Source organism: Chryseobacterium sp. LAM-KRS1, assembly GCF_013184525.1.
In the GTDB taxonomy this organism is placed as follows: domain Bacteria; phylum Bacteroidota; class Bacteroidia; order Flavobacteriales; family Weeksellaceae; genus Chryseobacterium; species Chryseobacterium proteolyticum.
In genome coordinates, this window is sequence record NZ_JAAOIZ010000003.1 from 152,767 (window position 1) to 177,274 (window position 24,508).

Genomic DNA, 24,508 nt, shown 5'->3' on the forward strand with positions numbered 1-24,508 from the left:
CTTTTAAAATTTAATAAATCATAAATTTAATCGACAATTTCATATTCCACCGGAATAGTACCAAGATTGGTATTTCCGATTTCATCGAACGCGGCTCTGGAAATATCCAAAGCTCTTGATGAATGGAAAGGTCCTCTATCATTTATCCTCACTGTAACCTCTTTTCCATTGCTTAAATTGGTAACTCTAATTTTAGTCCCAAAAGGAAGCGTTCTGTTTGCAGCGGTGAATTTTGAATTATCAAAAATTTCTCCGTTTGCTGTTTTTCTACCATTAAACTTATCGTGATAGAACGATGCATAACTTGTTTTTTTCGCATCTGTGGCATTGTTCTTGAAAGAATAAATACCAAAGGCTGAAATCATCATTATGATTACGAGAATGAATCTTTTCATCATTTTGAATTTTATTGGTTTTGACTTGGCAAATGTATCATGAATCTGCTTAAGACCATAGCCGATATGTTAAAAACTGTTAATAAAAACCCAATTCAAAGTTAACAACGTCTGTAACCCTTTACAAATAGGGGTTTTAGAACTACCTGTTAAAAAGTGTTAAAAATAAGCCTTAAAAGTTAACATAATTAACTAATCATAACATCCATCATTCACAAATAATACATAATCAACTGATATACAATACAATAAAAAAATTGAATCATCCTATAAATTAATACAAAAAAGACCAATGAAATATTTCATTGGTCTTTTTAAAGAGGGTAAATACTATTATTTTAAATATTCTAATACATAATCATAGGTCCCTGCAGGATAAACTACAGACATACTTTGAGATCCGGTAACCGCATTTCCCTCTGCTTTTCCCAATGTATAGGAATACAAGTCTCTCGAATAAACTACCCCTGAACCCGACTTATAGATTGTAATACCATATATAGATTTCATTCCATCTGGTGAAGGGATATTTACCGCAGTAGATGTCCCTGTAGCTGCAAACGTCCCTTTTACAGCATAAACCTGTGAATTATTTATTGAAGTCCTGGTAGGAGTTTCTGAAGTTGTTATATTGGTTTTTTCAGACATCGGCAACCACTTTCCTGCTGAAATATCTGTGGATTGTCCTGGGTTAAAAAAGTAATAAAAACCAGGAGTTACTGCAGTTACAACTCCATTTCCGGCCACAGTGTTTCCTGTAGCAGTATTATAAACCACCATACCATCATATGCCGAAGGAAAATTAATACCATCAAGACTTTCAGTCTTAAAAGTAAATATCGTTAAATCTGTTGAGGGAAATAATAATCCTTTTCCGTCATTTAGCGTTGAATTGTTATTTGTAGATGCATCCAAAAATATGTTTTCATTAGGATACTGGTTAGTGATTGCTCCGTTTGATAAAACCTGGGCATTAAAAGAGACTCCAATAAATGTGGTTATCAATGTATAAATTATTTTCTTCATTTGTTTCAATTTTAGTGTTGTAAATTATTTATCTACCTGATAGGATCCCCCAAACTTTTGTACCATTTTGATCAACGGTTATAAAACAAAACGAACCTCCTGCTGTGATATTTGATGGAAGATTGTTAATTGGTCTGGTTGAACCAACAACCGCAGCCGGATCCCATCCTATATTTCCAGGACCATTAGCCGAAACGCATCTCACTGAATTTAAAGGTAATGATGCTGCGGCCGGTAACAATAATTGGCTGCTATTTCCCATAGCAGTTGTAACAATTGAGTAATCATCATCTGCCCATGCAATAGGAGCATTTGTAGAATGAAGTCTTCCTTTCTGAATTTGAAAGTTCATCGTTGACGCTCCATTTCCTCCTAAAGTTTTCCATTCAGGAACGGAATTGTCAAAATAATAAAAACCGGCACCTGTTATCTTATTTGTTCTGGATGTATTGCCTGAGCCTGAAGTAATATAAATAATAGCACCGTTTTGCGGAGCACCATAGGTTCCCGAATTATTATCCTTGGCCAATAATTCACTTGCAGTCATTCTTGGGACTAGAACAGCGTCTGCCATAGCATTATCTGTAGTATTAGCAACCACATCCAATGTTGCTGCGGGCCTTGTCGTGTTAATACCAACTCCTCTTTGTTGAGCTTTTGAAAGCACGACAAATGTGATCAGCATTGCTGCTGTCAATAAATTTTTTTTCATACGTGTTTTTTGAATTTTTAATTATTTTTCAGTAATAATCTTATACAAGATGTTTATTTGCACACATCCCAACCTGTACTTCATTATTCACAAAATAACAACTAAAATTGTTCTTAATCCAATATTTTTGTGATTTAATGGTGTAGATTTAGTATAACCTATTACTCCGGCAAAGTTAAGTTTAAATAATTAAAAATTCAAATTAACGCAATTTCGCTCCCATTTAAAGCAACAAAACAACAATATAAAACATTGATAATTAACAACATGTAAAAAATAAAGCATATCAGATGAAAAACAGAATCAACAACAAATAAGTCAATAATATTTTTAACTATAAAAAAAATAATGTAAAGTTTAAAGACTTTACATTATTTTTTATGAAAATATTATTTTTATCTATTTTTTTTCTAAATCAACTCTCCATACAGGTCAAATTCTTCCGCAGAAGTTATTTTCACCATAGCAAATTCTCCAATTGAAATATAGGTATTATCAGCAGGAACTAAAACAGTGTTATCTACATCAGGAGAATCATATTCAGTTCTTCCTATAAAATAATTTCCTTCTTTTCTATCAAAAATACACTTATAAACTTCCCCGATTCTTTCCTGGTTTTTTTCCCACGAAATCTGAGATTGGAGCTCCATGATTTCTTCAACTCTTCCTTCTTTAACTTCCTGAGGAATATTATCCTCCAGAACATGAGCGGTCGTATTTTCTTCATGAGAATAGGTAAAGCAACCTAATCTATCAAATCTTTGCTCTCTTACCCAATCTTTTAATTCCTGGAATCTTTCCTCCGTTTCTCCGGGATATCCAACGATTAATGTAGTTCTGATTGCCATATCGGGTACTTTTTCTCTGAACTTTGCCAGTAAGGCATCTGTCTTTTCATGAGTCGTTCCTCTTTTCATTGATTTTAGAAGATCAGAATTTATATGCTGAAGAGGAATATCAATATAATTACAGACTTTAGGCTCTTCTCTGATGATATCTAAGACATCTTCCGGAAAACCACTAGGAAAAGCATAATGAAGTCTTATCCACTCGATTCCGTCCACTTTCACAAGCTCTTTTAAAAGATCTCCAAGTGCCCGTCTTTTATAAATATCTAATCCATAGTATGTAAGGTCTTGAGCAATAAGGATCAATTCTTTGGTTCCAACTTTAGCTAGTTTTTCAGCTTCACGCACTAGTTTTTCAATTGGTGTAGAAACATGTCCGCCTCTCATTAGGGGAATCGCACAAAAAGAGCACGGCCTATCACAGCCCTCAGATATTTTAAGATATGCATAATGTTTTGGCGTTGTAGTTAATCTTTCACCTACCAGCTCGTGCTTATAATCCGCACCTAAATGTTTTAACAAGATCGGAAGATCTCTGGTTCCAAAATACTGATCTACATCAGGAATTTCCTTAACTAAATCCGGTTTGTATCTTTCGGAAAGACATCCAGTAACGAAAACTTTCTCCACCTCTCCCCTGTTTTTCGCATCAACATAATCAAGAATAGTATTGATAGATTCTTCTTTTGCATTGTCTATGAAACCACAGGTATTGATGACCACAATATCTCCCTTGTCTTCATGTACAACTTCTTTACCATTCGCTTTAAGCTGACTCATCAAAACTTCAGAATCATATACATTTTTAGAGCAACCAAGGGTTACGATATTAATTTTCTTTTTACCTACAGATTTTGTGCGCATCTTTTTGATTTGAGTGTGCAAAGATACGAAATATTAAAAAGTTTGAATCAAAAAATAAAAACCACTTTAATAAAGTGGTTTTCAGTAAACTGTTTAGAAGTTTTTTTCTTTAAAGCTGGGAGCATTTTTATCTTTTTCGGATAAAAGCATATCTTTTTCATCAACCATCCAATCAATATTAAGATCTGTATCATTAAATCTCACTGCACCTTCCGATTCTTTATTATAGAAATTATCACATTTGTAAGCAAATACAGCAGTGTCACTTAATACAGAAAAGCCATGTCCAAATCCTCTTGGTATATACAACTGAAGCTTATTTTCTCCTGTAAGCTCAATTCCAAACCATTTTCCAAAAGTGGGAGAATCCTCTCTTAGATCCACTGCAACGTCCCAAACATTCCCTTCAAGACAAGACACTAATTTTGATTGTGCGTGTTCACCTTTTTGCAAATGTATCCCTCTTAAAACTCCATAAGATGATTTAGAAATATTATCCTGAACAAAATGTCCATTCATTCCCGTCAATTCTTCAAATCTTTTTTCATTATATTTTTCAAAGAAATAACCTCTATCATCTTCGAAAACTGTAGGTTCTATAATGTAGCAGTCTTTAAGTGGGGTTTCTTTTATTTTCATAAAGTTTATATATCTTATTTAGGTATCTAATATTTTATTAGTTGTAAGCAAAAACAATGATATCACCTGGTAAAATACTATCATTATATTTTTTTAATAAGGACAGTTCCATGCTTTTACCTGTATTGTTATCTACTTTTCTAATTCTCATTTTGGGCTGGTATTCCAATCGCATATTTTCACTCAAAGATTTGTTTTGTACAATAATGAATTTATTCTTTCCATTAGACATGATAGAAACTATAGCCTCTTTTCCGTATGTTGTAAAAAATTTAAATTGTTCGGGTACAGAGTATAATTTTTTTGTTCCTTCTGGTATATTAATACCGGTATGAAAAACAGCGACAGATTTAGCTCCTGAAAATACCCATGCGAGTCTTTGTATTTGCTCATTAACACTTTTTACTACATTGTAAGTAGGTGTAGGATTACCACGATCATCAACTATTGAATATCCATAATTTTCCTTTCTCCAATTGGCTTCATAATTCAGCGTCCAATAGGCAAAATACTGTAATCCTTGAGCCCCATATAATAAATTCCCAAATTGTTGAAGCTTAATTCCTGAAACTGTAGGTTGCCGATAGTCATAATGAATTGTTGAACATGCAAAAGCCCAAAAATCAATATCCTTATTCAAGCTAACACTTCGTAAATCCTCCAAATTTTTATACCAATCAATTCTCACCTGATCTTTTACAATTGGATAATTATCAAAAGAAAGAAAACTTACGGGTACTTTCTGTACAAAAGTATTTAAATAATCTCTATATGTAATATTATTTAGTAATTTCGGTTCTACATAATTAGGGAATAAATTAATGTAAATTATGTGATAAGGATCTATCTTTTTAATTTTTTTTGCAAGGATAGCTAAATTATCAAAATCACTTGGATTAGGTTCATCCCCGATGCAGTAGCCATACAATGCAGGATGATTTTTAAAAAGATTTAAAGTACCTTCTGTATCGGTAAATAGTGAAGAAACTCTAATGATCAATTTAACGTTCGCTTTTTTAGCAGCATTTAAAGCAGTTTTAACTTCTTGATTGGAATTATAAAGTGTATAACAGATATCTATACCTGCACGTTTCATAGTTGAAAATTGACTTACAGTTGAATACTCTCCAGGAGGAACCCCATGAAATGCAAAAATAGGCATCCTTTTCTCTTGAGATATTACAATGTTATACACCAACAAAAATACTATGACCACTAAATTCCTAATCATTTGTCTAAGATTATTAGTTACTATTTAAGGTCAAAACGACCTTAACCGTCCTCAACAAAATCTTAATGTCAAGTAAAGGAGAATAATTCTTGATATAGTACAAGTCATACTCCAATTTTTCTAAATTATCCTTAGGAGTAGCTTTGGGCAAATTCACCTGAGCCCAACCTGTAATACCAGGTTTTACTAAATGACGTAAATCAAAATAAGAGTTTTCAGCTACTGATTCTTCAACATATTTTTGCTGCTCAGGTCTTGGTCCAATTAAACTCATATTACCATTGAGAACATTAAAAAGCTGAGGTAATTCATCCATCTTTGTAGATCTAAGAAATTTTCCTACAGCAAGAAGTCGATCATCATTATTCTTAGTATAATCACCGTTATGTCCATTCTTCATTGTTCTTAGTTTATATATTTTGAACTTTTTAGAATTCTTTCCTACTCTCTCCTGAGAAAAAAAAACATTTCCGGGAGAATTGATAAATACTAATAAAGAACCAAAAATTATTATAGGTAATGCAAATGGTAATAAAAGTACAGAAACAGATAAATCTATAAAACGTTTTAAAACAAAGTCGTTTTTCTCTAATCCAATAGAAAATACATCGTCTGCTAAATACTCATTGGCATTTAGTTTTACTAAAGGTATTCTTCCATTAATTCGCTCATAAAACTCGTGAACTTCAAAAACTTTTATACCTTGAAGTTTAGCTTCAATAATTTCATTTGTAATTTTTTCAGGAAGGTGGTTTAAATCTGAGGTTTCGATAATTATAGTTTTTACGTGTAATTTTTTAATATAATCAAAAATACTTCTGTGATTAATATCTGAATTAAAAAATACTGATTTATGAGATTTTTTAAAATTTTCTGCCTCTAAAATTTTTAATGTTATATTACTAACATTTATAAAAAGATATCTTTCGTTAAAACTGGAAAGATTTAAATATTTTTTCATGCTACGTGTTTCTCACAAATCTACTTTTAAATTTCTATATCATGTATTAACATCAACATAATTTGAATTTACAAAAAAAGTTTAAATCTCAGACTTTACTATAAATGTTGAAAAGTCTTCGAAATCCACCTTTTATATGGATAATAAAAGGGAACTTTAATATCATGTTTCCTAAAGGCATTTAAGATTTCTTGTTTCCCTTTTTTAATGTTTGATAAACTTTTATTTGATTCCCCTCCTAATCTCATCTTCAAAATAAAATTCTCAAGGTAGAATGATGAGATCTGATGCTTTTCTAAAAACCTCAGCATAATTTCAAAATCGGCAGCAATTCTATATCTCAAATCAAATGCTCCAAAACTTTTGTAAATCTCCTTTTTAACAAAAAAACACGGATGGGCGGGATGCCAACCCTTACTGAAAGCTTTTCGTGTTCCTGTTTTCCATTTTCGGACAATTTTATCTGTGTTATTTTCTTTTACATAGTATAAATCAGCAAACACAGAATCTACTTTCTCTTTATCAAAACAGTCTAAAATTTCTTTAAATGAACTTTCTGAAATATAAAAATCATCAGAATTAAGTAATCCTATTACATCTCCTGTCGACATCTCAATTCCTTTGTTCATTGCATCATAAATACCATTATCTTTCTCACTTATCCACCTCATCTTTCCCTCAAAAAGGGGTTCATATGACTTTATAATCTCCAAAGTGTTATCGGTAGACCCTCCGTCTACAATTATATATTCGATATTTTTATAAGTTTGTTGTAGAACAGATTCAATTGCTGTTCTCAAATATTTTTCACTATTCCAGCAAACCGTAATGATACTTATTTTCATAACATGTTTAATTTATAAGGAATACTCTGAAATCTTTTTCTGAACCTGTTCTGAAATCCACGTGTAGGTCTTTTCCATTCCAACTTTTAGTGGTTGAGAGACCATCCAACCAATTTTTTCATTGTATAGCTTATTATGAGAATTTCTACCTTTTACTCCTAAGGGACATTTAAATCCATATTTATCAAAAAACTCTTGCCCGTCAAGGTTTCTTATTTTTATATTTTTTTGGGATATATCAATGGCAATCTGAGCCAGATCATTAATTGAAACCATTTCTTCGCTTCCGATATTTACAGGTCCTAAGAAATCCGATTCCATCAGTCTTAAGACAGCTTCAATACATTCATCGATGTAAAGAAAAGATCTTGTTTGCTTTCCATCGCCCCATACCTCAATTTGCCCATTTTCATTTTCTTCTGCTACTTTTCTACACATAGCCGCTGGCGATTTTTCCTTTCCACCCGTCCAAGTTCCTTGTGGTCCGAAAATATTATGAAACCGTGCAACTCTTACATTTAGGTTATAATTTCTATTATAAGCTAGGTAAAGTCTTTCTGAGAATAATTTCTCCCAACCGTATTCAGAATCGGGATTAGCAGGATATGCAGAATCCTCCTGACAATTAGGATTGTTTGGATCCAATTGATTATGTTCCGGATACATACATGCGGAAGAAGAATAAAAAACCTTCTTAACTTTCTTTAGAACGCACTCTCTTGCAACATTCAAATTTATCATTGCAGAATTGTGCATTACATCAGCATCATGTTCACCTGTAAAAATATACAATGCTCCTCCCATATCTGCGGCTAATTGGTAAACCTCATCCACATTTTCCTCAATAACCAATCGTACAACACTAGGATCAGTAAGATCTCCAATAATGAATTCATCACAAATCTCAGAATGATCAAAATATTCATGCCTCTTTATATCACAAATTCTTATATGATTTCCTTCACTTTTAAGTCTTTTTGCCAAATGCCCACCAATAAAGCCACCACCTCCCAGTATAACAATTTTTTTCATATCTGTACTTACATTAAATTTTAATTTTTCTAAACGTTTAGAATCTTTTACAAAATTAATATCTTGCTTTTAATTTCCAATCTACATTTCCCCTTTTTAATAGAAATAGACCTAATAACTAAAACAACCAAAACTCACAGAATAATTTCATAAACATGAGCATATTCTTACAATATTTTTATGTAGCCTTCATTTAATATTCAAGAACTATTATCTTGTAAAAATTCAGGTGAATAACAAATGATATCTAACATTTTTTAAATCATAAAAATAAAGTTATTTTGTTAATAATTCTATTACTGTTTTAATTTTATCATTAACCTTAGGAATAGACTTTTTAACAGATTGAAAATCAATAGATTTAACAAAAGCTTCTTTTATAGCCTGAGTACTATTGGGATCAAAAATTACTGATGGTTCACATACTTCATATAAATACGGCAAATCTGCTCCTATAATATCACACCCACAATCCAAAGCTTCAATAATACCAAGTCCGAAACTTTCACTTAAAGATGGAAAAATCAAGTATCTATTTGCTGTGTAGTATTTGTATAATTCCGATCTTTTTATAAATCCAATGTTTCTTATAGGATAATTAGAAGCTATTTTATCCTCTATATATTTATACAGCTCTTGAAAAGATTGATCCACAGTTAATATAAGCTCTCCTTTTTTCTCAGCATCATAAAATTCACAAAATGCGTCAATTAATCTTAAGTGATTTTTGTGTAAGAAAGGATGGCTAACATAAATGTAACCAAAATTATTACGCTCACTGCTTTTATTTCCGGATATAGGCGGATAAAAAGGGAGATTCATAATCTGACTATCTTTTATATTATATTTCTCATGTAATTTTACCTTTATATTACTATTCTGTACAATCCAATAATCTGTATTCCGTTTCAAAAATTTAATAATCATTGTTTTAGCAATATATCCACAAGTAGTTTTAAATGGAAGCTCTTTTGGTATTTCTAAATAAATTCTATGATGAAAAAATGTGTAAACTGTTGCTTCCAGTTTTATTGGTGGCGGTACATTTCCAAAACAAAAGATTTTGGTGAAGGTGCTTCTATTTTTTCTGTAAAAATTAAATCTTTTAAAAAAAGATGATTTTTCAAATAAAATTTTATTCGTTTTTTTTATTTGATATGCATTTTTAGATATTCTATCATCAAACAAATAAAAAACATTGACATCAGTTTTCTCAAGTTCAGAAACCAGATAATCTAAAAGAACTTTCCCCCCGGTCTGATGAGTATATATTGCATCAATCAGTATCATTACTTTTTATTTTATTTTTTTTAATCTCTCAATTGTTTGAATCGTTTGTTGATAGGAATTTTTCTTTCCGGATATGAGAAAAAGATATTTTAATATATAATAGGAAAGCAGTCTTTGGAATATAAATTTTTCGAAAATAAAATTAAATTTCTTATAATATAATTTTGTAGATTTCATTTCTTCTTCAAATGACTTTACACTAACTTTCTGTCTATCATCTATTAGATGCTTATATATGAGTTTATTCTCAAAATGTGTTTTGAAGTTATGATCTATAAAACGTTTTATAATATCAGATTCCTCTCGATATAAAAATATATTTTCATCAAACAATCCAATTTCTTCAAATTTAGATTTATCTATAAATAACAATGCTCCAGAAAGAAAACAAAATTTTTCCAGATATATATTCAATTTATTTAGTAATATCATTATTGGGGTAGTAAATAAAAAAAATTCATATTCAGGACGAACCCAAAAAGATAAATTGATGCCACCAAATTGTTTTCCACCAACAACAGCAAGTTTTTTATTTATTTTAAATAATTCAATTATTCTACTAAACATAGGCTTTTCCATAATAATATCTGGATTTGCAATACATACAATTTCAGATTTGGAAACTCTTATACCCACATTATTTCCTTGTCCGTATCCTCCATTTGAAGGATTATGTATCAATAAAACATTTGAGAAGTTATCAGATATAAGCTTTTTCATTTCTATGAAGATTTCTATCTTACTATTATCAACAATAATAATTTCTATATCATCATCTAAAAGATCATTTTGTCTATAAACAGAATGGATGCAATTAACAATATCATTCAAGGAATTGTAGGTGACAATAATTACAGATATTTTTTTCATACTAATCAATCATGCCTTTAAGGTTATCTGAAGATTTTATCATTTCTAAAAACTCCTCCATAAAGTGGTTTCCGGGAAACAAATAACCAGGAATAATATAAATAAACATTGCGCTAATAAACACAATTCCACACAAAATTATAAATCGCCCCAATTTCACCTTTGGATTCTGATTTTTGATAAAGAAAATATAATAATATAACATCCATATAAAAGAAAAGGGCATTACGTATCGATGTCCTATAACCTGAATAAGAAAAGAGGCTGGTATAAAAATTATTGGAAAAAATGCAATTTTATTGAGAAACCTAAATTGTGGATCTTCTACAATTTCAGGGTTTTTCTTTAATAAAAAAAATGTTTCTAAGTATAAAAATCCTGTAAATAAAATATAAGGAATCGCATTAAAAAGGCCTCCAAGAAAACTACTTCCCGCATTAAAATAGCCTCCGTAATGACTTAAAATTTCACCTAAGGTCGAGTTATAAATATAAAATGTAACTAGAAAGACAAGTAATGAAAAACTAAGAATATAAGTATAAAACTTCTTTGCTGGCACAAAATAATATACAGGAATACAAACAAGTAAAAATGAAAGCCCGGAATGGCATAGTATTGATAGAATGATGCATATTATTGATAGGATATATTTTTTCTTGTAAAAAAGAAAATAAAAACCACTCATTAGAATTGGAAACCCCATATAGTATCTGATCTGGTTAGCCAAATGTACATTGTCAAGTATCAGATATGCTAAAAAAATAAAGAAAATATTCTTTGTAAATCTGGAAATAAAAAAATAATACAAACTAATTATAAGAAAAATATGAAACTGGTAAAGCTCAGTATACTGTAAATTCAGACCTTTCTTAAAAATCAATGTGAGCCAATAAAAAACAGGATCTGTAGAAGTTTCCTCTCGTTTAAAAAACAAATAATACATACCCCAGTCTGCAGTATAGGTAAGATCCAGAAAACAGTATAACAAGCCTACAAATAATAGACTATTAAATACATAGGCAATAAATCTTGAAGGTAGTCGCTCAATAAATTGTCCTACATAAAATAAAATAATGGTGAAAATAATTAGAATAGCCAAATCAAATTCTTGTTTTATACATTTTTTAGTAATGATAGGTTTTTATTTATGTCTTCACTATAAAAAATATCAATATTTTTCTTAATAAAATCGTCAGTAAGACTATTAAAGTCTAATTTCAATAGCTTTTCAATAATCTCATCATTAAATCTTTTTTTAATTATTTTTGCGGGATTTCCGCCAATCACTGAATATGGAGGAAAAGATTTTGTGACAATAGATCCGGCAGCCACCACGCACCCCTGACCTAGTTTTACTCCAGATAAAATTAAACAATCTGTTCCTATCCAAACATCATCTTCCAGAATAATGTCACCTTTAGAAAAAGCTTCTTCTTCATTTAGAAAAAAAGATTTAAATGGATATGTCGATATAAAGTTAGAAAAATGATTTCCGCCTAGAATAAATTTAACACCTTTGGCTATGGAGCAAAAAGAGCCTATACATAAAAATTCATCTTTTTTCCGAGTATAACTATATACTTCTAATGGTCCATATGTATTATTACCTACCAGAACCTTTTCTAAGGGAAAAATAACAACAGGATAAGTAAAATTATGCTTGTTAATTTTCTTCCATCGATAAGTATAGATTCCTAATAATACAGGATCATAAAAAATTTTTAAAAAAAACTTTACAATATAAAAAATCATCTCTTTAAAAATTTGCTATAAACAATAACTAATTCCCTCCTAAATATGATATAGTAAAAAAGACCATAAAATATTAAAAAAACTGATATCGGTAGTATATTATTAAACAATAAGGAGCTACTGATTTCCATGATTTGCAAAACACCAAAAAGAATTATAAGTCCTAAGATAAGATATAAAATAATGTTTAGACTTTTAAAAAAACTTTGTCTGGTAATATTAGAGACAAAATATGACGTAATGATATATTGAATGAAAAATTGAATAAAAATACCCAGACAAATACCATTTATGCCATATGAATATAGTAATAAAAGGATTACAATACCTATTACTTTGGTTCCAACCTCTATCCAAAAAAAATTATTTGTCTTACCTAATACTTGAAAAACATTCATATTTAGAACAATAAGCGGATAAAAGATGATTGAACCAAGTAAAATCTGAAAAGGCAATACCATGTTTTCCCAATCCTTGGATAAAGAAAAAATAATAATTTGATGTGCATAAATTATGACTATACTTAGCAAAGGCATCATCACTGTAAATATTATTTTATTAAACAGTAAAGTGTTCTGGAAAAGTTTTGATTTATCTGTTTGAAGTCCCACATAGTAGGGAAACAAAACTCTCTGAATAACATTTGTAAAAATAGAAGCAGGAAATATTGTAAATTGATAACTTTTTGTGTAATATCCCAATTCTTTTGCAGGAAAGAATTTCCCTAAAAAAAGTGAATTCAAATTAATATAAATAGAATTAAAAATACCTGCATATAGTAATTTTGAACTGTATTGAAAAAGATTTTTAAATGTTTGAAATGAAAATTTCTCCTTTGGATACCATTTTAAGTTAATAATTAGAAAAACGAGTGTTAACAGATTAAACAGTATATTCTGTGCGATCAAAGACCACAATCCAAAATTACTTACTGCCATTCCAATTCCAATAATACCAGAAATAAAAATAGCAAAAAAGGAAAATTTAGCCTGTGATTTAAAATCAAGATTTATATTAAGCCTAGTTTTATAAATAACAGAAATACTACTAATAATAATAGTAAAAGAAATTATTCTTATGTACAGTGTAATGTTAGTTTTAAAAAAAGTAGCTATATATGGAGCCAATATAAAAATAAATAAATATGTAATCACTCCTATCATTATTGATGCATAAAAGGCTGTGGAAAAGTCTTTTTCATTTCTATTTTTATTAAAAATCAATGCGCTTCCCAACCCACTATCAACAAATACCTGGGATAATGATATAATTATCAATAACATCCCCATAATACCATATTCTCTTGGACTTACAAATCTAGCTAGTACAATTTCAATTAGAATCTGTACCCCTACAATAAGAAATTTATCTACTGTACTCCAAACTAACCCTTTGTAAAGTTTATTGTTAGAGATCATTTTTTAAAGTGCCACCATTTCTTCTTATCACTATGGTAGCCATAGCCATATTGGTTGGAATATCCAAGGTTATTTTTATTAATATCATTTAGAACAAAGGCAACGTTCTTAATACTTTCACTCTCAATCTGCTTATTTGCGAAATCTATAAAATCTTTTTTACTAACTTCTGATCTAACGACATAAAGAGTTGCATCTGCATGTTCTGCAATTAAAAAAGAATCTGTTACTAATAGTAGAGGTGCAGTATCTATTACAATATAATCATATTTTTCCTTAAGTTGTTCTAATAGTTCAGCATATCTGGAATTTTGTAAAAGATCCACAGGATTCGGCGGAATACTTCCTGAATAGATAAAGTCACAGTTTTCATTAAATCCACTTTTAAAAATAATATCTTCTACCCTACCAATATCTCCGTACAAATATTCTGTTAACCCTTTTAGATTTTTAGATTCTTGGTGATATCTTTGTAATTGAGGATTTCTGATATCACTTCCTATTACAATTACTTTTTTAAGTGATGAAGCCAGTGCCAATGCAAAGTTTACACTAATAAATGTTTTACCCTCACCCTTCACAGATGAAGTAACCATAATTACCGGAGCTTTATCATACTTTGGAAGCATAAATTTCAAATTAGTAACTAAAATTCTAAATGCTTCAGCAATAGGGGTTACATCATTAAGTTTAATAATTTCAGATTTTTTATTCGCAACATGCGGTATCTCAGATACAATTGGCCTTGAAGATATTTTTTCAATATCTTTTCTATTAGATACTTTATTATTAAAAAGAATCTTTAAATAAATAATTGAAAATGCTAATAAAAATCCGCCTAATAAAGCAATAGCAAGAGTAATCGTTTTTCTAGGGGCCACCAACTTTTTATCTACATATGCTCTATCAATAACCCTTGCCTTTTCGGCAGTTATCGCCATAGTAATTGCGGCTTCTTCTCTTTTTTGTAAAAGCAATAAATATAAGTTTTCTTTAATTTGTTGTTGTCTTTCAATATTTCTAAAAAGCTTTTCCTGAAACGGTATCTGACTTATTTTATGTTCAGAGTTACCCATTTCAGATAAAGTATTATTTTTTGCGATTTGCAATGTTGTCTGATTTTTCCGCAATCCTTCACTCAACGCGCCCTTTAAATCATTCAACTGCTTATCAAGCTCTTTTACTACTGAGTTATTTTCAGTAGCGTTTTCCAGAAGCTTATTTCTTTTCATAACAAGCAAATTATACTCCTGTATATTTTTTGCTGCCGCTTCGTTATCTAACCCTATGTTTAAAGGTAATACTTCACTTACATTTTTGCGATCAAGAAAGTTTTGTAAAATTTTGTTTAATTCAAGCTGAGTATCAAATTCTAAAGCTTTAGCTCTGGTCTGTTCCTTAAGCTGAAGATTGATTTTTGCCTCACTGCCTAAATCTACTATATTATTATTTGATTTAAATTTTTGCTTTTCAGTTTCTACATCTCCCAACTCTTTTGAAATCAATAATATTCTTTCGTCTATAAAGTCCTTAGTCTTTTTTGATTCAGAATTTTTATCATTTATAGCATAACTATTATATTGACGAATCAAAGCATTAAGAAAATCCTGTCCTTTTTCCTTATTAGGAAATTCTACTGAAAGACCTATAACAGTTGCATCTTTGTCTAATAGACTAACTTTTAAGGCACTTCGGTAATCAATAACCATTTTATCAAAATCATTATATGAAAAATATATTCTTTCCATATCTATTTCTGACTTTGCCTTATAAAAAGGATTTTTATTAATGATCACATTTGCAAATGGAAGACTTATAGTTCTTCCGAAAGTTCCTTTTATGTCATTGTCCCAGCTCTTTGAGGACAACACTATCTGATTGCCTTTAACAATAATATCAATTGGCTTCTGAGGCTTCTCAGGATCTTGCCCATCCCCCTTTTCATTAATTACATTAAAAATATATGGATTAGTCTGACCATATAGCTCCAGATCATAATATTTTTGTTTTGCAAAGACTGTTATTTGAAAATTATGCTGCTTAAGTACATCTTCAATAATAGTTCTAGATTTAAAAATTTCCAGTTCATTTTCGATACTATTAGTTCCCATGTTGGTCAATGCTCCCAAACTTTGTAAAACCCCGAAATCACCGGAGGCCGATGACATTTTCTTAGCATCTTTTATTAATACCGAATTTTGAATTTTATAAACTGGAGCTGTAGTTTTTATATAATAAACAGCAAAAAGAAGCATTAGCGCAATAATTACTGCAAAATACTTCCATTTATAAATATATGGAAGTATAAAATCTTTTAAATCAGTTTCCTTACTGTAATTTTTATCCATTTTTAAGGATTATATTATCAAATTGAAGATTAAGTTTTCTTATTTTAAAACGTCTGCAAATATATCTAATATTTTATAATTTATTTTTAATACTTATTAAATATATTGTAGTAGAAGTATTTTTCGGTTATATCAAATTAAAAAATGTTATTATACCATAAATAAATCAGCAATTATAATTACATATGTATCTTGCTATTTTATTTTATAAGTCAACATCAAACCACCCCGGGTAGGAATCAGTTCTCCACTTTTATTAAATTTGGTTGCTCCTTCGTACCTCTGATTATTATCTTTAAAATATCCCTTATAGAAGGATTGTGTAGTCCCTATTCCGGCATACAGATCCAAACCCCAACGATCATTAATTGTAAAATGATATCCTCCACTTATCCCAAAAATAAAAGCAATACCCTTCTGATAACGTCCCGTAACACGAAAGCTTCCATCAGGCAATACTTCAGGGTGTCCATTTTCGTCCAATACACGCTTATCATGCCAGTAATTCCATTTTTGAAGGTTAAATGCGGCCATCGAAACGTAAGTCCCGACATACCATTTTTTCATATTCTCTTTAAAATAATATCTTCCTTCAACGGTCCCCACATACATTTGTAAATGTCTTCCAGAAAAAGATTTCCATGGGGAAACAAACGCTTCGGCTTGTAATGAAATCTTATTTGTAATTGGCTTTTCAACGGCAATATTGTAGATACCTATCGGAGCAAAAAGAGTGTTTACTTTTACTTCTATTTGTGCATTCAGGACAGATGCCAGAAATAAGCTGCTTATAAAGCATAGTTTTTTAATCAGAGATTTCATTAGAATATAACATTTTTCTTATTAATATATTATGATTTGAGTACTGAAAAAGTCTTGAGGAGTATATAAAGGTCATTTTTAAAGGAAAGATGATGATAGTAATCAAGGTTCATTTTTACTTTATCCGGAAATAAAATCTCATCATTATATTGTAAGGGATTTTTCTGCTGAGCAAGTATTTGTTCTTCATTCCGATATTTAATTCCTGCTTCACTGGTAAGCCCAGGTTTAAGAAGCAGAACAAAACGATTTTCTCCTTCAAGTTTATCATAATACCCGGGAATATCCGGGCGAGGTCCAACTAAAGACATATCCCCTTTTAAAATATTAATTAACTGAGGAAGCTCATCCAGTTTATATTTTCTCAGCCATAGGCCGATCCTTGATTTTCGAGATGTTTTAGGATCCAATGTTCTGAATTTGTAGACATTAAAAATTTCACCATTCAAACCTATTCGCTTCTGAACAAAGATCCCAGGGAAACCGGTATCTATAGAAGCTATAATTACTAATAAAAAAAACAGAGGTAATAAAAGAATGACAGCAAAAAAAGCTATGCTGTAGTCCATCAACATCTTCCAAATAGGGTATTTTTTCACAATCTCTGGATTCATTACAAATATATGAAATATGTCTCTAATATGAGAAAAATAAGCAAAGTGTACCGCTTTATTAAAAAAATATTCACCTGGAGTTTACATACAATGACTGTGACATATTTTAGAATCAACTGTGCTTGAAAAAATCTTTTAAAACTCTAGCAATCCTTTCTTTATGCTCAATGGAAAGGTTAGATCCGGAAGGTAAACAAAGCCCCGAATTAAAGAGGTTCTCAGCTGTTTGTCTTCCATAATATGGAAAGTTTGAAAAGACAGGCTGTAAATGCAAAGGCTTCCAGAGTGGTCTTGATTCTATATTATCATTAAGAAGAGCGAGACGTAAATCCTCTCTTGTTTTTCCCGTTTTTTCAGAATTTATTGTGATTGCAGATAGCCAATGATTCGAGTAGAAATCTTCATTAGGTTCTGTAAAAACATCAACTCCGTCTATATTTTCAAATAGAGCAGTATAAAAATTATGAATACCTCTTCTTGCCTGAATCCTATCATTTAGAACTTTCATTTGTCCACGTCCTATTCCTGCAATAATATTACTCATTCTATAATTATATCCTGTACTTGAATGCTGATAATGAGGAGCATCATCTCTGGCCTGTGTGGACAAAAATATCGCCTTATTCTTATCTTCTTTAGAATGGCATATCAATGTCCCTCCACCAGATGTTGTAATAATTTTATTCCCATTAAAGGATATGATACCAAATTGACCAAAGCCACCACAAGGTTTACCTTTATATCTGGATCCAAGTGATTCCGCAGCATCTTCTATCACCGGGATCTTATATTTTTCTGCAATAGATAAAATTTCATCCATTTTGGCAGGCATTCCATAAAGGTGTACAACAATAATAGCTTTGATTTTTTTTTCTTGTAAAAGTCTGTCTTTAATAGCCTCTTCCAAGGTATCAGGGCACATATTCCATGTTTCCGGTTCGCTATCAATAAAAACAGGATTGGCATTACAATAGATAATCGGATTGGCTGAAGCAACAAAAGAGAAAGTTGAGGTCAAAACATCATCCTCATTACCTACCCCTAAAAGCATAAGAGCCAAATGTATTGCTGAAGTAGCAGAATTCAGGGCACAAACTTCAATATTGCCTCCAAGAAAGCTCCTTAGATCATTTTCAAATTCATCAATATTATTGCCTATTGAGGTAACCCAGTTTTTCTGAAAAGCATCATCAATGAATTCCAATTCATTTCCTGAAAGATGAGGAGGGGAAAGCCAAATTTTATCGTGCATCGTGTGTTATTGAGAAGCAAATATAACTTTTCCTACTGAATTTTGACATTCATTTTTTCACTTATGGAAATACTAGTATTTTTTTAGTAAAATAGATTTATTTTTTGATCCTGTCTCCCTGACCTTTTCCACCAACTGTGGCAAAAATATATTTTAAGTAATCCGATACCGTTAGATTTTTAAGCATTTCAGCGTCTTTTTCTGCCAATTCAACCGGTGTTGACATATCAATTTCGTTGATTTGAGCCAGACCTGTGATCCCAGGAAGGAAATTATAAACCCCTCTTTTATCTCTCTCTTCAATCAAATCTGTTTGATTAAAAAGGTTAGGTCGAGGACCTACAAGACTCATATCCCCTTTTAAAACATTAATAAGCTGAGGAAGTTCATCCAGCTTAGACTTACGTAAAAATCCTCCGAATTTAGTTACAGAAGATGTACTTGAAAGATGCGTTGCTACAGATTTTGTATTCACATGCATCGTTCTGAACTTCATTAATTTAAATGGCCTTTTTTGCTTCCCCACTCTTTCCTGGAAGAATATAGGAGAGCCGGTGTCAAATAAACCGATAATATACAATATTACCCCTATTGGCCATAAGAATAGAATTCCAAAAAAAGAGAACAAGAAATCAAGTACGCGTATCATTATAATAAAATGTTTAAAAGTTGATTTTAATTAAATATTAAAACTTTGAATGGTCTTTGTTAATCCCTCCTGAACTGTTACAGGCAAAGATTTAATTTTTAGCTCTGTTTTTATCTTCTGATTGGAAACGACATAAGATTCCGTAAGCTTTTTTAAGCGTTCTGAATTTAGGGGTAAATGTAATTTATCCCCCAATTTAGCCATTCCTTCAATCATTGTTTTAGATATACTCCACAACTTTGCTTTTTTATTTACTGCAGAATTAATTGTCCTGATGAGATCATTTGTCGATATAGCATCATCATCTGCGAAATTATAAATCCCTGAGGATACATTTTTATTCATGAGGATTTCATTGACAAGGAAGTTGAGGTTATCAATACTTAAAAAGGACCTCTTATTCCCAAATGCAGCTAAAGGCCATGGTAATCCTTTTTTTACCACTTTATACAATAAATTCAGATTCCCCTTATTTCCGGGACCATGGATCATACATGGACGAATAATATATATTTTTTTCCCTTCTGGTAAAGATTGATTAAAAATATATTCTTCAGCTTCTTTCTTGGATTTCCCATATGGAGTATAAGGGTTTGCTTCAGCTTCTTCAGTTAAAACATGATCTACTCTATCTGCTACAGCTTTTACTGAGCTAAAGTAAAAAAACTCTTTAATTTCTGAGTTTAAGAATTTGTTAAATAATTCAATTGTCAGATCCCTGTTTATTTTATAATACTCCTGGTCATCAGAAGTGTTGGATGTATCATGTGCCTTCCCTGCGAGATGGATTATTGCATCACCATTCATAGGAAATTCATTTCTCCAATTTTCATTTCGGAGAGATAAGGAAGTAACATGATGATCCTTTGATTCTAAGAACGTTGAAAGGTTTTTACCTACAAACCCAGATGCACCGGTGATCGTTATATTCATACTATATTTTTTAATCTGACAAAGGATATTATTTTCCTTTGATGATATTTTCTAAATTGGATATACAACTGGACATTCTGAAATTATCCTCATAATACCTCCTGCTATTTTCTCCTAATTGCGTAAGTACTTCTTTTGATAAACCGGAAGCCTTTAAAATGGTATTTGCAAGCGATTGATAATCTCCCGCAGAAACTGTAAACCCACAATCGGCCTCTTTGACATTATCTGCCCCTTCTCCATTCAGCATTGCAATAACAGGTTTGGAAGCACTCATGTAGGCCTGTAATTTCGCAGGCACTGTAAGGTTAAATATCGGATCATCTTTCAGAGTAACAAGCATCACATCAGCTTTATCAAAAAAACTGGACATTGCTTCTACAGGAAACCTACCCATTGTAAAAACCGTTTCCTGTAACTGATGTTCTTCTATAAATTCTTTTACGAAAGGCATTTTCCGGCCATCTCCTACCAGTATAAATTTAATATCCTTTTTGTCTCTGAGTTCCAAAGCTGCCTTTACAATATTGTCCAGATCCTGTGCTTCTCCGATATTTCCAGCAAACATCACTTTAAATCCATCGGGTAAGGATGGAATGGAAAAATCTTTATTCCCTTCTGATATCGTATCTTCTGCCCAGTTAGGAAAATAAATGATTTTGTCATCAAAATTTCCTTTCTGATTAATTGACTTTCTAAATCCCTGGGAAGTAATCAAAATTTTCTCTGAATTCTTATAAAATCTTTTGATAACATTTTCATAATAATTCAATATCCATTTGTTTTTTACTCCACCCGCGATGGATAAACTTTCAGGCCATAGATCCATAACCCAGAAATAAACCGGTGTCTTCCATATTTTATTCATGAGAAGAGCAGGATAATACTGTGTTATTGGAGACGGTTCGTGTACAATAATAGCATCAAACTTATTATTAAAACCCATTAAAAAGGCTTTAATCGAAGCAAAAACAGCAAAACTATAATAGTTGATAAATAGCCGTATTCCGCCTCCTTTCCCTCTGGGAAGAAGTAGTGATCTTATTACTTTTACACCGTTAACAATTTGTTTTCTATTTTTAAAAACACCGTACCCTTCAAAGATCTTACCCTCAGGATAATTGGGAAGTCCCGTCAATACAGTAACATCGTGACCTTTCTTTTTTAGTTCAAAAGCGAGGTCATTACTTTTGAAATTTTCCGGATAAAAATACTGTGTTATTATAAGAATATTCATAAGTTTATTCTTCGCTCCAAACTACTCTCTTGATGTAATCCGTATATGAGATGATAATTCTTACTACTTTTTCAGATACATTAGGCATCGAATAATCGGCAACAGGTCTGAAATTACGTTGCTGCCCAATACTCTGTTGTTGTACCTGCACAAGCCCTTGCATGATGCGCTCCGGAGATAAGCCTACCATCATTACACTGGCTTCTTCCATAGCTTCGGGTCTTTCATGAGCCTGACGTATGTTGAGAGCTCTAAAGTTAAGAATTGAAGATTCCTCTGAAATTGTTCCTGAGTCTGATAATACAGCATAAGAACGTTTTTGAAGAGCATTATAATCGTGAAAACCAAGCGGTTTTAAAAACTGAATTTCAGGACGAACCTCTATTTTCATCTTATCAATCATATTTCTGGTTCTTGGATGAGTAGAAACAATGATAGGATACTGATAATGTTCTGCAATGGCATTTAATGAATCTATAAGTCCTCTGAAGTTTTTTTCAGAATTAATATTTTCTTCACGATGAGAAGATACTACAAAGAATTTTCCTTCTTCAAGGTTAAGCTTTTCAAGGACATCGGAAGCATTTATTTCAGGGAGATAATGATTCAGTACCTCGTACATTGGCGACCCTGTTTTAATAATTCTGTCAGCAGGTAGTCCTTCACGCAATAAATATTCTCTTGCAATATCCGAATATGTAAGATTCACATCAGCTGTGTGATCTACAATCTTACGATTGGTTTCTTCAGGTACTCTTTGATCAAAACACCTGTTCCCTGCCTCCATGTGGAAAATAGGAATGTGTCTTTTTTTTGCAGGAATTGCACACAAGCAGGAGTTCGTATCTCCAAGAACAAGGAAAGCCTCTGGTTTTAGCTCTTCCAGCAAAGGATCTATTTTAATAAGGATATTTCCTATAGTTTCTGTTGCTGTTTTGCCAGCTGCTTCCAAAAAATAATCAGGTTTCCTTAATCCCAGATCGTCAAAGAAAATCTGATTAAGTTCATAGTCATAATTCTGACCCGTATGAACGATGATATGTTCTATTGCTTCAGATGCATCCAAAGCGGATAATACTCTTGATAATCTAATAATTTCCGGTCGTGTTCCAACAACCGTCATTACTTTTAATTTTTTCATTAATTAATATTTTAAACTTCTACAAAATAGGTGTCGGCATCTTCTGGATTATATGCTTCATTGATCCAGAAAATAGTGTACAATTCTTCTTCACCAATATTCTTAATATTGTGGGTATACCATATCGGCATATCCACGTATGCAGGATCCGACCCGTCCAGATAAAAATCAAGGACTTCATCAGAATCTATTTTTCTTAGCTGAATTAATGCTTTTCCTTTAATTACAGCAAAACGTTCGATTTTTCTAGTATGAAAATGATTTCCTCTTGTGATATTAGGCACTGTAGTTGAAAATGAACATTGCCCTCCGATGCCTAACCGGATGATTTCAACAAAAGCACCTCTGGGATCTGTATGTTGGATAAACTTTACCGGGTAGTGCGTTTTATAATCAATATAAGAACGATAAGTATTAAATAAATTATGTTCAAAAGAATCCTTTATAGCAGGAATCTCACCATTCTCAAAATACAAACTTTTGAATTGATTAAGCAGCTCCAACACCTCAGATACTTTTCTGGACGCAGTAGCTTCTATAAAAAGTTCTTCGGTACTTTGTCCTGAACGGATTTCTTTAATAATACGATCAACAAGTTCCTGAACATAAATTAGTTTAACTTCACCATCGTTTGCAATATTGGGCGTTTCTCCATGTGTTAATTGATAGCAGAATGTAGCAACAAATGAATTATAAAAAGGCTTGCCAAAAGCTCCGAAAACATTTGGAATGATCAAACCTGTTACTTTACCATCATTTGCCTTCGCCCAATTGATAATTGCTTCCCTACCCTCACGTTTTGATTTGCCATACAAATTATCTCTTTCCTCTTGTGTTGAAGATGAGATCAGGACATGCGCCCTGGAATTTGTACGCTTTAATGAGCTTACTAAATTTTGAGCTAGGGCTACATTGGTTTCATAAATCACTTGCTCACTTTCATGACGGTTCATCGCCGCTAAATGAACAATAACATCACATTTAGAAACGAAATCATCTAGCTTCTCCTGACTTTCAAAAAATTCTTTTTTAAATTCAACGCGCTCAAATTCCTCTGGAAATAATCCTAAAGTATTATATAAGTGACGACCAACAAAGCCATTTTGTCCAGTAATTCCAACTTTTTTCATTTAATTATTTTTAAAACAAATATTGGTTATCTGTTATTAATTGTTTAAGATTATTACTTTATTTAAAATAATTTAATTCAAACCGATACTCATCTTCAATCTCACCCAATTCATAATCAGCTAAGACAAGCAGTTTGCTTTCTTCTTCCAAGCTTTGGATAGCAGTTAAACAACCAGCATGAATATGCAGATAGGTTAAGGCTTCTGAAGAAAGTATATATTTATTTATTTTCGCATTTGTTGAAGGATTGTCAAAATCATCTATTACGATAACAGATATTTCAAATTTCCCTTTCATACAAGCAAACCAACGTTGTTCAATTTTATGCCCCTGCCACCCTCTGACAAATTCAGTTGAGTGATTTTCTATTGTATAAATACGTTTAATTTTCGTAGCATCAAACTCATTGTTATAGGTTATAATGCCTCTTATATCTTCGTGCCTGTTTCCTTTTAATATCATCAACTATATTTTGATAATTGTTTGAACTCTAATTTT

General features: G+C 31.4%; 24 protein-coding genes. All 24 read right to left on the reverse strand.

What is annotated here, in order from left to right; all coding sequences use genetic code 11:
* Window positions 1–26: 26 nt before the first annotated feature.
* Window positions 27–398: a septal ring lytic transglycosylase RlpA family protein gene (locus G9C87_RS08185; protein WP_172279995.1), complete on the reverse strand. Its 372-nt coding sequence runs from the start codon at window positions 396–398 to the stop codon at window positions 27–29.
* 330 nt (window positions 399–728) lie between these two features.
* Window positions 729–1,421 carry a hypothetical protein gene (locus G9C87_RS08190; RefSeq protein WP_172279997.1) on the reverse strand — a complete coding sequence of 231 codons (693 nt, stop codon included), beginning with the start codon at window positions 1,419–1,421 and terminating at the stop codon, window positions 729–731.
* A gap of 28 nt (window positions 1,422–1,449) precedes the next feature.
* Entirely contained in the window at window positions 1,450–2,133 is a 684-nt protein-coding gene (locus tag G9C87_RS08195; RefSeq protein ID WP_172279999.1) for a hypothetical protein, read from the reverse strand.
* Between the two features lie 410 nt (window positions 2,134–2,543).
* Window positions 2,544–3,845 (reverse strand): 30S ribosomal protein S12 methylthiotransferase RimO, encoded by a 1,302-nt coding sequence (rimO, locus tag G9C87_RS08200; protein ID WP_172280000.1) that lies wholly within the window; start codon window positions 3,843–3,845, stop codon window positions 2,544–2,546.
* A 93-nt stretch (window positions 3,846–3,938) separates the two neighbouring features.
* Window positions 3,939–4,484 (reverse strand): dTDP-4-dehydrorhamnose 3,5-epimerase, encoded by a 546-nt coding sequence (rfbC, locus tag G9C87_RS08205; protein WP_172280002.1) that lies wholly within the window; start codon window positions 4,482–4,484, stop codon window positions 3,939–3,941.
* Between the two features lie 37 nt (window positions 4,485–4,521).
* Entirely contained in the window at window positions 4,522–5,646 is a 1,125-nt protein-coding gene (locus G9C87_RS08210; protein WP_172280004.1) for a hypothetical protein, read from the reverse strand.
* 82 nt (window positions 5,647–5,728) lie between these two features.
* Window positions 5,729–6,676 (reverse strand): sugar transferase, encoded by a 948-nt coding sequence (locus tag G9C87_RS08215; RefSeq protein WP_172280006.1) that lies wholly within the window; start codon window positions 6,674–6,676, stop codon window positions 5,729–5,731.
* 98 nt (window positions 6,677–6,774) lie between these two features.
* Window positions 6,775–7,521 (reverse strand): glycosyltransferase family 2 protein, encoded by a 747-nt coding sequence (locus G9C87_RS08220; RefSeq protein WP_172280008.1) that lies wholly within the window; start codon window positions 7,519–7,521, stop codon window positions 6,775–6,777.
* A gap of 12 nt (window positions 7,522–7,533) precedes the next feature.
* Window positions 7,534–8,553 carry an NAD-dependent epimerase/dehydratase family protein gene (locus G9C87_RS08225; RefSeq protein WP_172280009.1) on the reverse strand — a complete coding sequence of 340 codons (1,020 nt, stop codon included), beginning with the start codon at window positions 8,551–8,553 and terminating at the stop codon, window positions 7,534–7,536.
* A 276-nt stretch (window positions 8,554–8,829) separates the two neighbouring features.
* Window positions 8,830–9,843 (reverse strand): glycosyltransferase, encoded by a 1,014-nt coding sequence (locus tag G9C87_RS08230; protein ID WP_172280010.1) that lies wholly within the window; start codon window positions 9,841–9,843, stop codon window positions 8,830–8,832.
* Between the two features lie 6 nt (window positions 9,844–9,849).
* The gene (locus G9C87_RS08235) at window positions 9,850–10,713 is read right to left on the reverse strand and encodes a glycosyltransferase (RefSeq protein WP_172280011.1); all 864 of its coding nucleotides are present in this window, start codon (window positions 10,711–10,713) and stop codon (window positions 9,850–9,852) included.
* Between the two features lies 1 nt (window position 10,714).
* Window positions 10,715–11,812 carry an EpsG family protein gene (locus G9C87_RS08240; RefSeq protein WP_172280012.1) on the reverse strand — a complete coding sequence of 366 codons (1,098 nt, stop codon included), beginning with the start codon at window positions 11,810–11,812 and terminating at the stop codon, window positions 10,715–10,717.
* 14 nt (window positions 11,813–11,826) lie between these two features.
* On the reverse strand, window positions 11,827–12,465 hold the full coding sequence (locus tag G9C87_RS08245) for a CatB-related O-acetyltransferase (protein WP_172280013.1): 639 nt from the start codon (window positions 12,463–12,465) through the stop codon (window positions 11,827–11,829).
* On the reverse strand, window positions 12,462–13,883 hold the full coding sequence (locus G9C87_RS08250) for a lipopolysaccharide biosynthesis protein (RefSeq protein WP_172280014.1): 1,422 nt from the start codon (window positions 13,881–13,883) through the stop codon (window positions 12,462–12,464). The genes G9C87_RS08245 and G9C87_RS08250 overlap by 4 nt, the downstream gene beginning before the upstream one ends.
* A complete protein-coding gene (locus G9C87_RS08255) occupies window positions 13,880–16,231 on the reverse strand; it encodes a GumC family protein (RefSeq protein ID WP_172280015.1) in 2,352 nt (783 codons plus the stop codon). The genes G9C87_RS08250 and G9C87_RS08255 overlap by 4 nt, the downstream gene beginning before the upstream one ends.
* A gap of 195 nt (window positions 16,232–16,426) precedes the next feature.
* Complete coding sequence (locus G9C87_RS08260) at window positions 16,427–17,053, reverse strand: DUF3575 domain-containing protein (RefSeq protein WP_172280016.1); 627 nt, start codon at window positions 17,051–17,053, stop codon at window positions 16,427–16,429.
* A gap of 29 nt (window positions 17,054–17,082) precedes the next feature.
* Window positions 17,083–17,667 carry a sugar transferase gene (locus tag G9C87_RS08265; RefSeq protein WP_228456986.1) on the reverse strand — a complete coding sequence of 195 codons (585 nt, stop codon included), beginning with the start codon at window positions 17,665–17,667 and terminating at the stop codon, window positions 17,083–17,085.
* 112 nt (window positions 17,668–17,779) lie between these two features.
* On the reverse strand, window positions 17,780–18,919 hold the full coding sequence (locus tag G9C87_RS08270; RefSeq protein WP_172280017.1) for a DegT/DnrJ/EryC1/StrS family aminotransferase: 1,140 nt from the start codon (window positions 18,917–18,919) through the stop codon (window positions 17,780–17,782).
* A 97-nt stretch (window positions 18,920–19,016) separates the two neighbouring features.
* Entirely contained in the window at window positions 19,017–19,568 is a 552-nt protein-coding gene (locus G9C87_RS08275; protein WP_172280018.1) for a sugar transferase, read from the reverse strand.
* A 30-nt stretch (window positions 19,569–19,598) separates the two neighbouring features.
* Window positions 19,599–20,501, reverse strand: coding sequence for an NAD-dependent epimerase/dehydratase family protein (locus G9C87_RS08280; RefSeq protein ID WP_172280019.1), 903 nt, complete (start codon window positions 20,499–20,501; stop codon window positions 19,599–19,601).
* 28 nt (window positions 20,502–20,529) lie between these two features.
* A complete protein-coding gene (locus tag G9C87_RS08285) occupies window positions 20,530–21,738 on the reverse strand; it encodes a glycosyltransferase family 4 protein (RefSeq protein WP_172280020.1) in 1,209 nt (402 codons plus the stop codon).
* 4 nt (window positions 21,739–21,742) lie between these two features.
* Window positions 21,743–22,879 carry a non-hydrolyzing UDP-N-acetylglucosamine 2-epimerase gene (gene wecB, locus G9C87_RS08290; RefSeq protein WP_172280021.1) on the reverse strand — a complete coding sequence of 379 codons (1,137 nt, stop codon included), beginning with the start codon at window positions 22,877–22,879 and terminating at the stop codon, window positions 21,743–21,745.
* Window positions 22,880–22,890: 11 nt separating this feature from the next.
* Window positions 22,891–24,009 carry an NAD-dependent epimerase/dehydratase family protein gene (locus G9C87_RS08295; protein ID WP_172280022.1) on the reverse strand — a complete coding sequence of 373 codons (1,119 nt, stop codon included), beginning with the start codon at window positions 24,007–24,009 and terminating at the stop codon, window positions 22,891–22,893.
* A gap of 58 nt (window positions 24,010–24,067) precedes the next feature.
* A complete protein-coding gene (locus G9C87_RS08300) occupies window positions 24,068–24,472 on the reverse strand; it encodes a WxcM-like domain-containing protein (protein ID WP_172280023.1) in 405 nt (134 codons plus the stop codon).
* Window positions 24,473–24,508: the final 36 nt, after the last annotated feature.

What these genes read in the sequence shown, in the direction of transcription:
- G9C87_RS08185 (WP_172279995.1), bottom strand. Translation starts at nt 398, where the DNA reads ATGATGAAAAGATTCATTCTCGTAATCATAATGATGATTTCAGCCTTT.
- G9C87_RS08190 (WP_172279997.1), bottom strand. Translation starts at nt 1,421, where the DNA reads ATGAAGAAAATAATTTATACATTGATAACCACATTTATTGGAGTCTCT.
- G9C87_RS08195 (WP_172279999.1), bottom strand. Translation starts at nt 2,133, where the DNA reads ATGAAAAAAAATTTATTGACAGCAGCAATGCTGATCACATTTGTCGTG.
- rimO (WP_172280000.1), bottom strand. Translation starts at nt 3,845, where the DNA reads ATGCGCACAAAATCTGTAGGTAAAAAGAAAATTAATATCGTAACCCTT.
- rfbC (WP_172280002.1), bottom strand. Translation starts at nt 4,484, where the DNA reads ATGAAAATAAAAGAAACCCCACTTAAAGACTGCTACATTATAGAACCT.
- G9C87_RS08210 (WP_172280004.1), bottom strand. Translation starts at nt 5,646, where the DNA reads ATGCCTATTTTTGCATTTCATGGGGTTCCTCCTGGAGAGTATTCAACT.
- G9C87_RS08215 (WP_172280006.1), bottom strand. Translation starts at nt 6,676, where the DNA reads ATGAAAAAATATTTAAATCTTTCCAGTTTTAACGAAAGATATCTTTTT.
- G9C87_RS08220 (WP_172280008.1), bottom strand. Translation starts at nt 7,521, where the DNA reads ATGAAAATAAGTATCATTACGGTTTGCTGGAATAGTGAAAAATATTTG.
- G9C87_RS08225 (WP_172280009.1), bottom strand. Translation starts at nt 8,553, where the DNA reads ATGAAAAAAATTGTTATACTGGGAGGTGGTGGCTTTATTGGTGGGCAT.
- G9C87_RS08230 (WP_172280010.1), bottom strand. Translation starts at nt 9,843, where the DNA reads ATGATACTGATTGATGCAATATATACTCATCAGACCGGGGGGAAAGTT.
- G9C87_RS08235 (WP_172280011.1), bottom strand. Translation starts at nt 10,713, where the DNA reads ATGAAAAAAATATCTGTAATTATTGTCACCTACAATTCCTTGAATGAT.
- G9C87_RS08245 (WP_172280013.1), bottom strand. Translation starts at nt 12,465, where the DNA reads ATGATTTTTTATATTGTAAAGTTTTTTTTAAAAATTTTTTATGATCCT.
- G9C87_RS08250 (WP_172280014.1), bottom strand. Translation starts at nt 13,883, where the DNA reads ATGATCTCTAACAATAAACTTTACAAAGGGTTAGTTTGGAGTACAGTA.
- G9C87_RS08255 (WP_172280015.1), bottom strand. Translation starts at nt 16,231, where the DNA reads ATGGATAAAAATTACAGTAAGGAAACTGATTTAAAAGATTTTATACTT.
- G9C87_RS08260 (WP_172280016.1), bottom strand. Translation starts at nt 17,053, where the DNA reads ATGAAATCTCTGATTAAAAAACTATGCTTTATAAGCAGCTTATTTCTG.
- G9C87_RS08265 (WP_228456986.1), bottom strand. Translation starts at nt 17,667, where the DNA reads ATGAATCCAGAGATTGTGAAAAAATACCCTATTTGGAAGATGTTGATG.
- G9C87_RS08270 (WP_172280017.1), bottom strand. Translation starts at nt 18,919, where the DNA reads ATGCACGATAAAATTTGGCTTTCCCCTCCTCATCTTTCAGGAAATGAA.
- G9C87_RS08275 (WP_172280018.1), bottom strand. Translation starts at nt 19,568, where the DNA reads ATGATACGCGTACTTGATTTCTTGTTCTCTTTTTTTGGAATTCTATTC.
- G9C87_RS08280 (WP_172280019.1), bottom strand. Translation starts at nt 20,501, where the DNA reads ATGAATATAACGATCACCGGTGCATCTGGGTTTGTAGGTAAAAACCTT.
- G9C87_RS08285 (WP_172280020.1), bottom strand. Translation starts at nt 21,738, where the DNA reads ATGAATATTCTTATAATAACACAGTATTTTTATCCGGAAAATTTCAAA.
- wecB (WP_172280021.1), bottom strand. Translation starts at nt 22,879, where the DNA reads ATGAAAAAATTAAAAGTAATGACGGTTGTTGGAACACGACCGGAAATT.
- G9C87_RS08295 (WP_172280022.1), bottom strand. Translation starts at nt 24,009, where the DNA reads ATGAAAAAAGTTGGAATTACTGGACAAAATGGCTTTGTTGGTCGTCAC.
- G9C87_RS08300 (WP_172280023.1), bottom strand. Translation starts at nt 24,472, where the DNA reads ATGATATTAAAAGGAAACAGGCACGAAGATATAAGAGGCATTATAACC.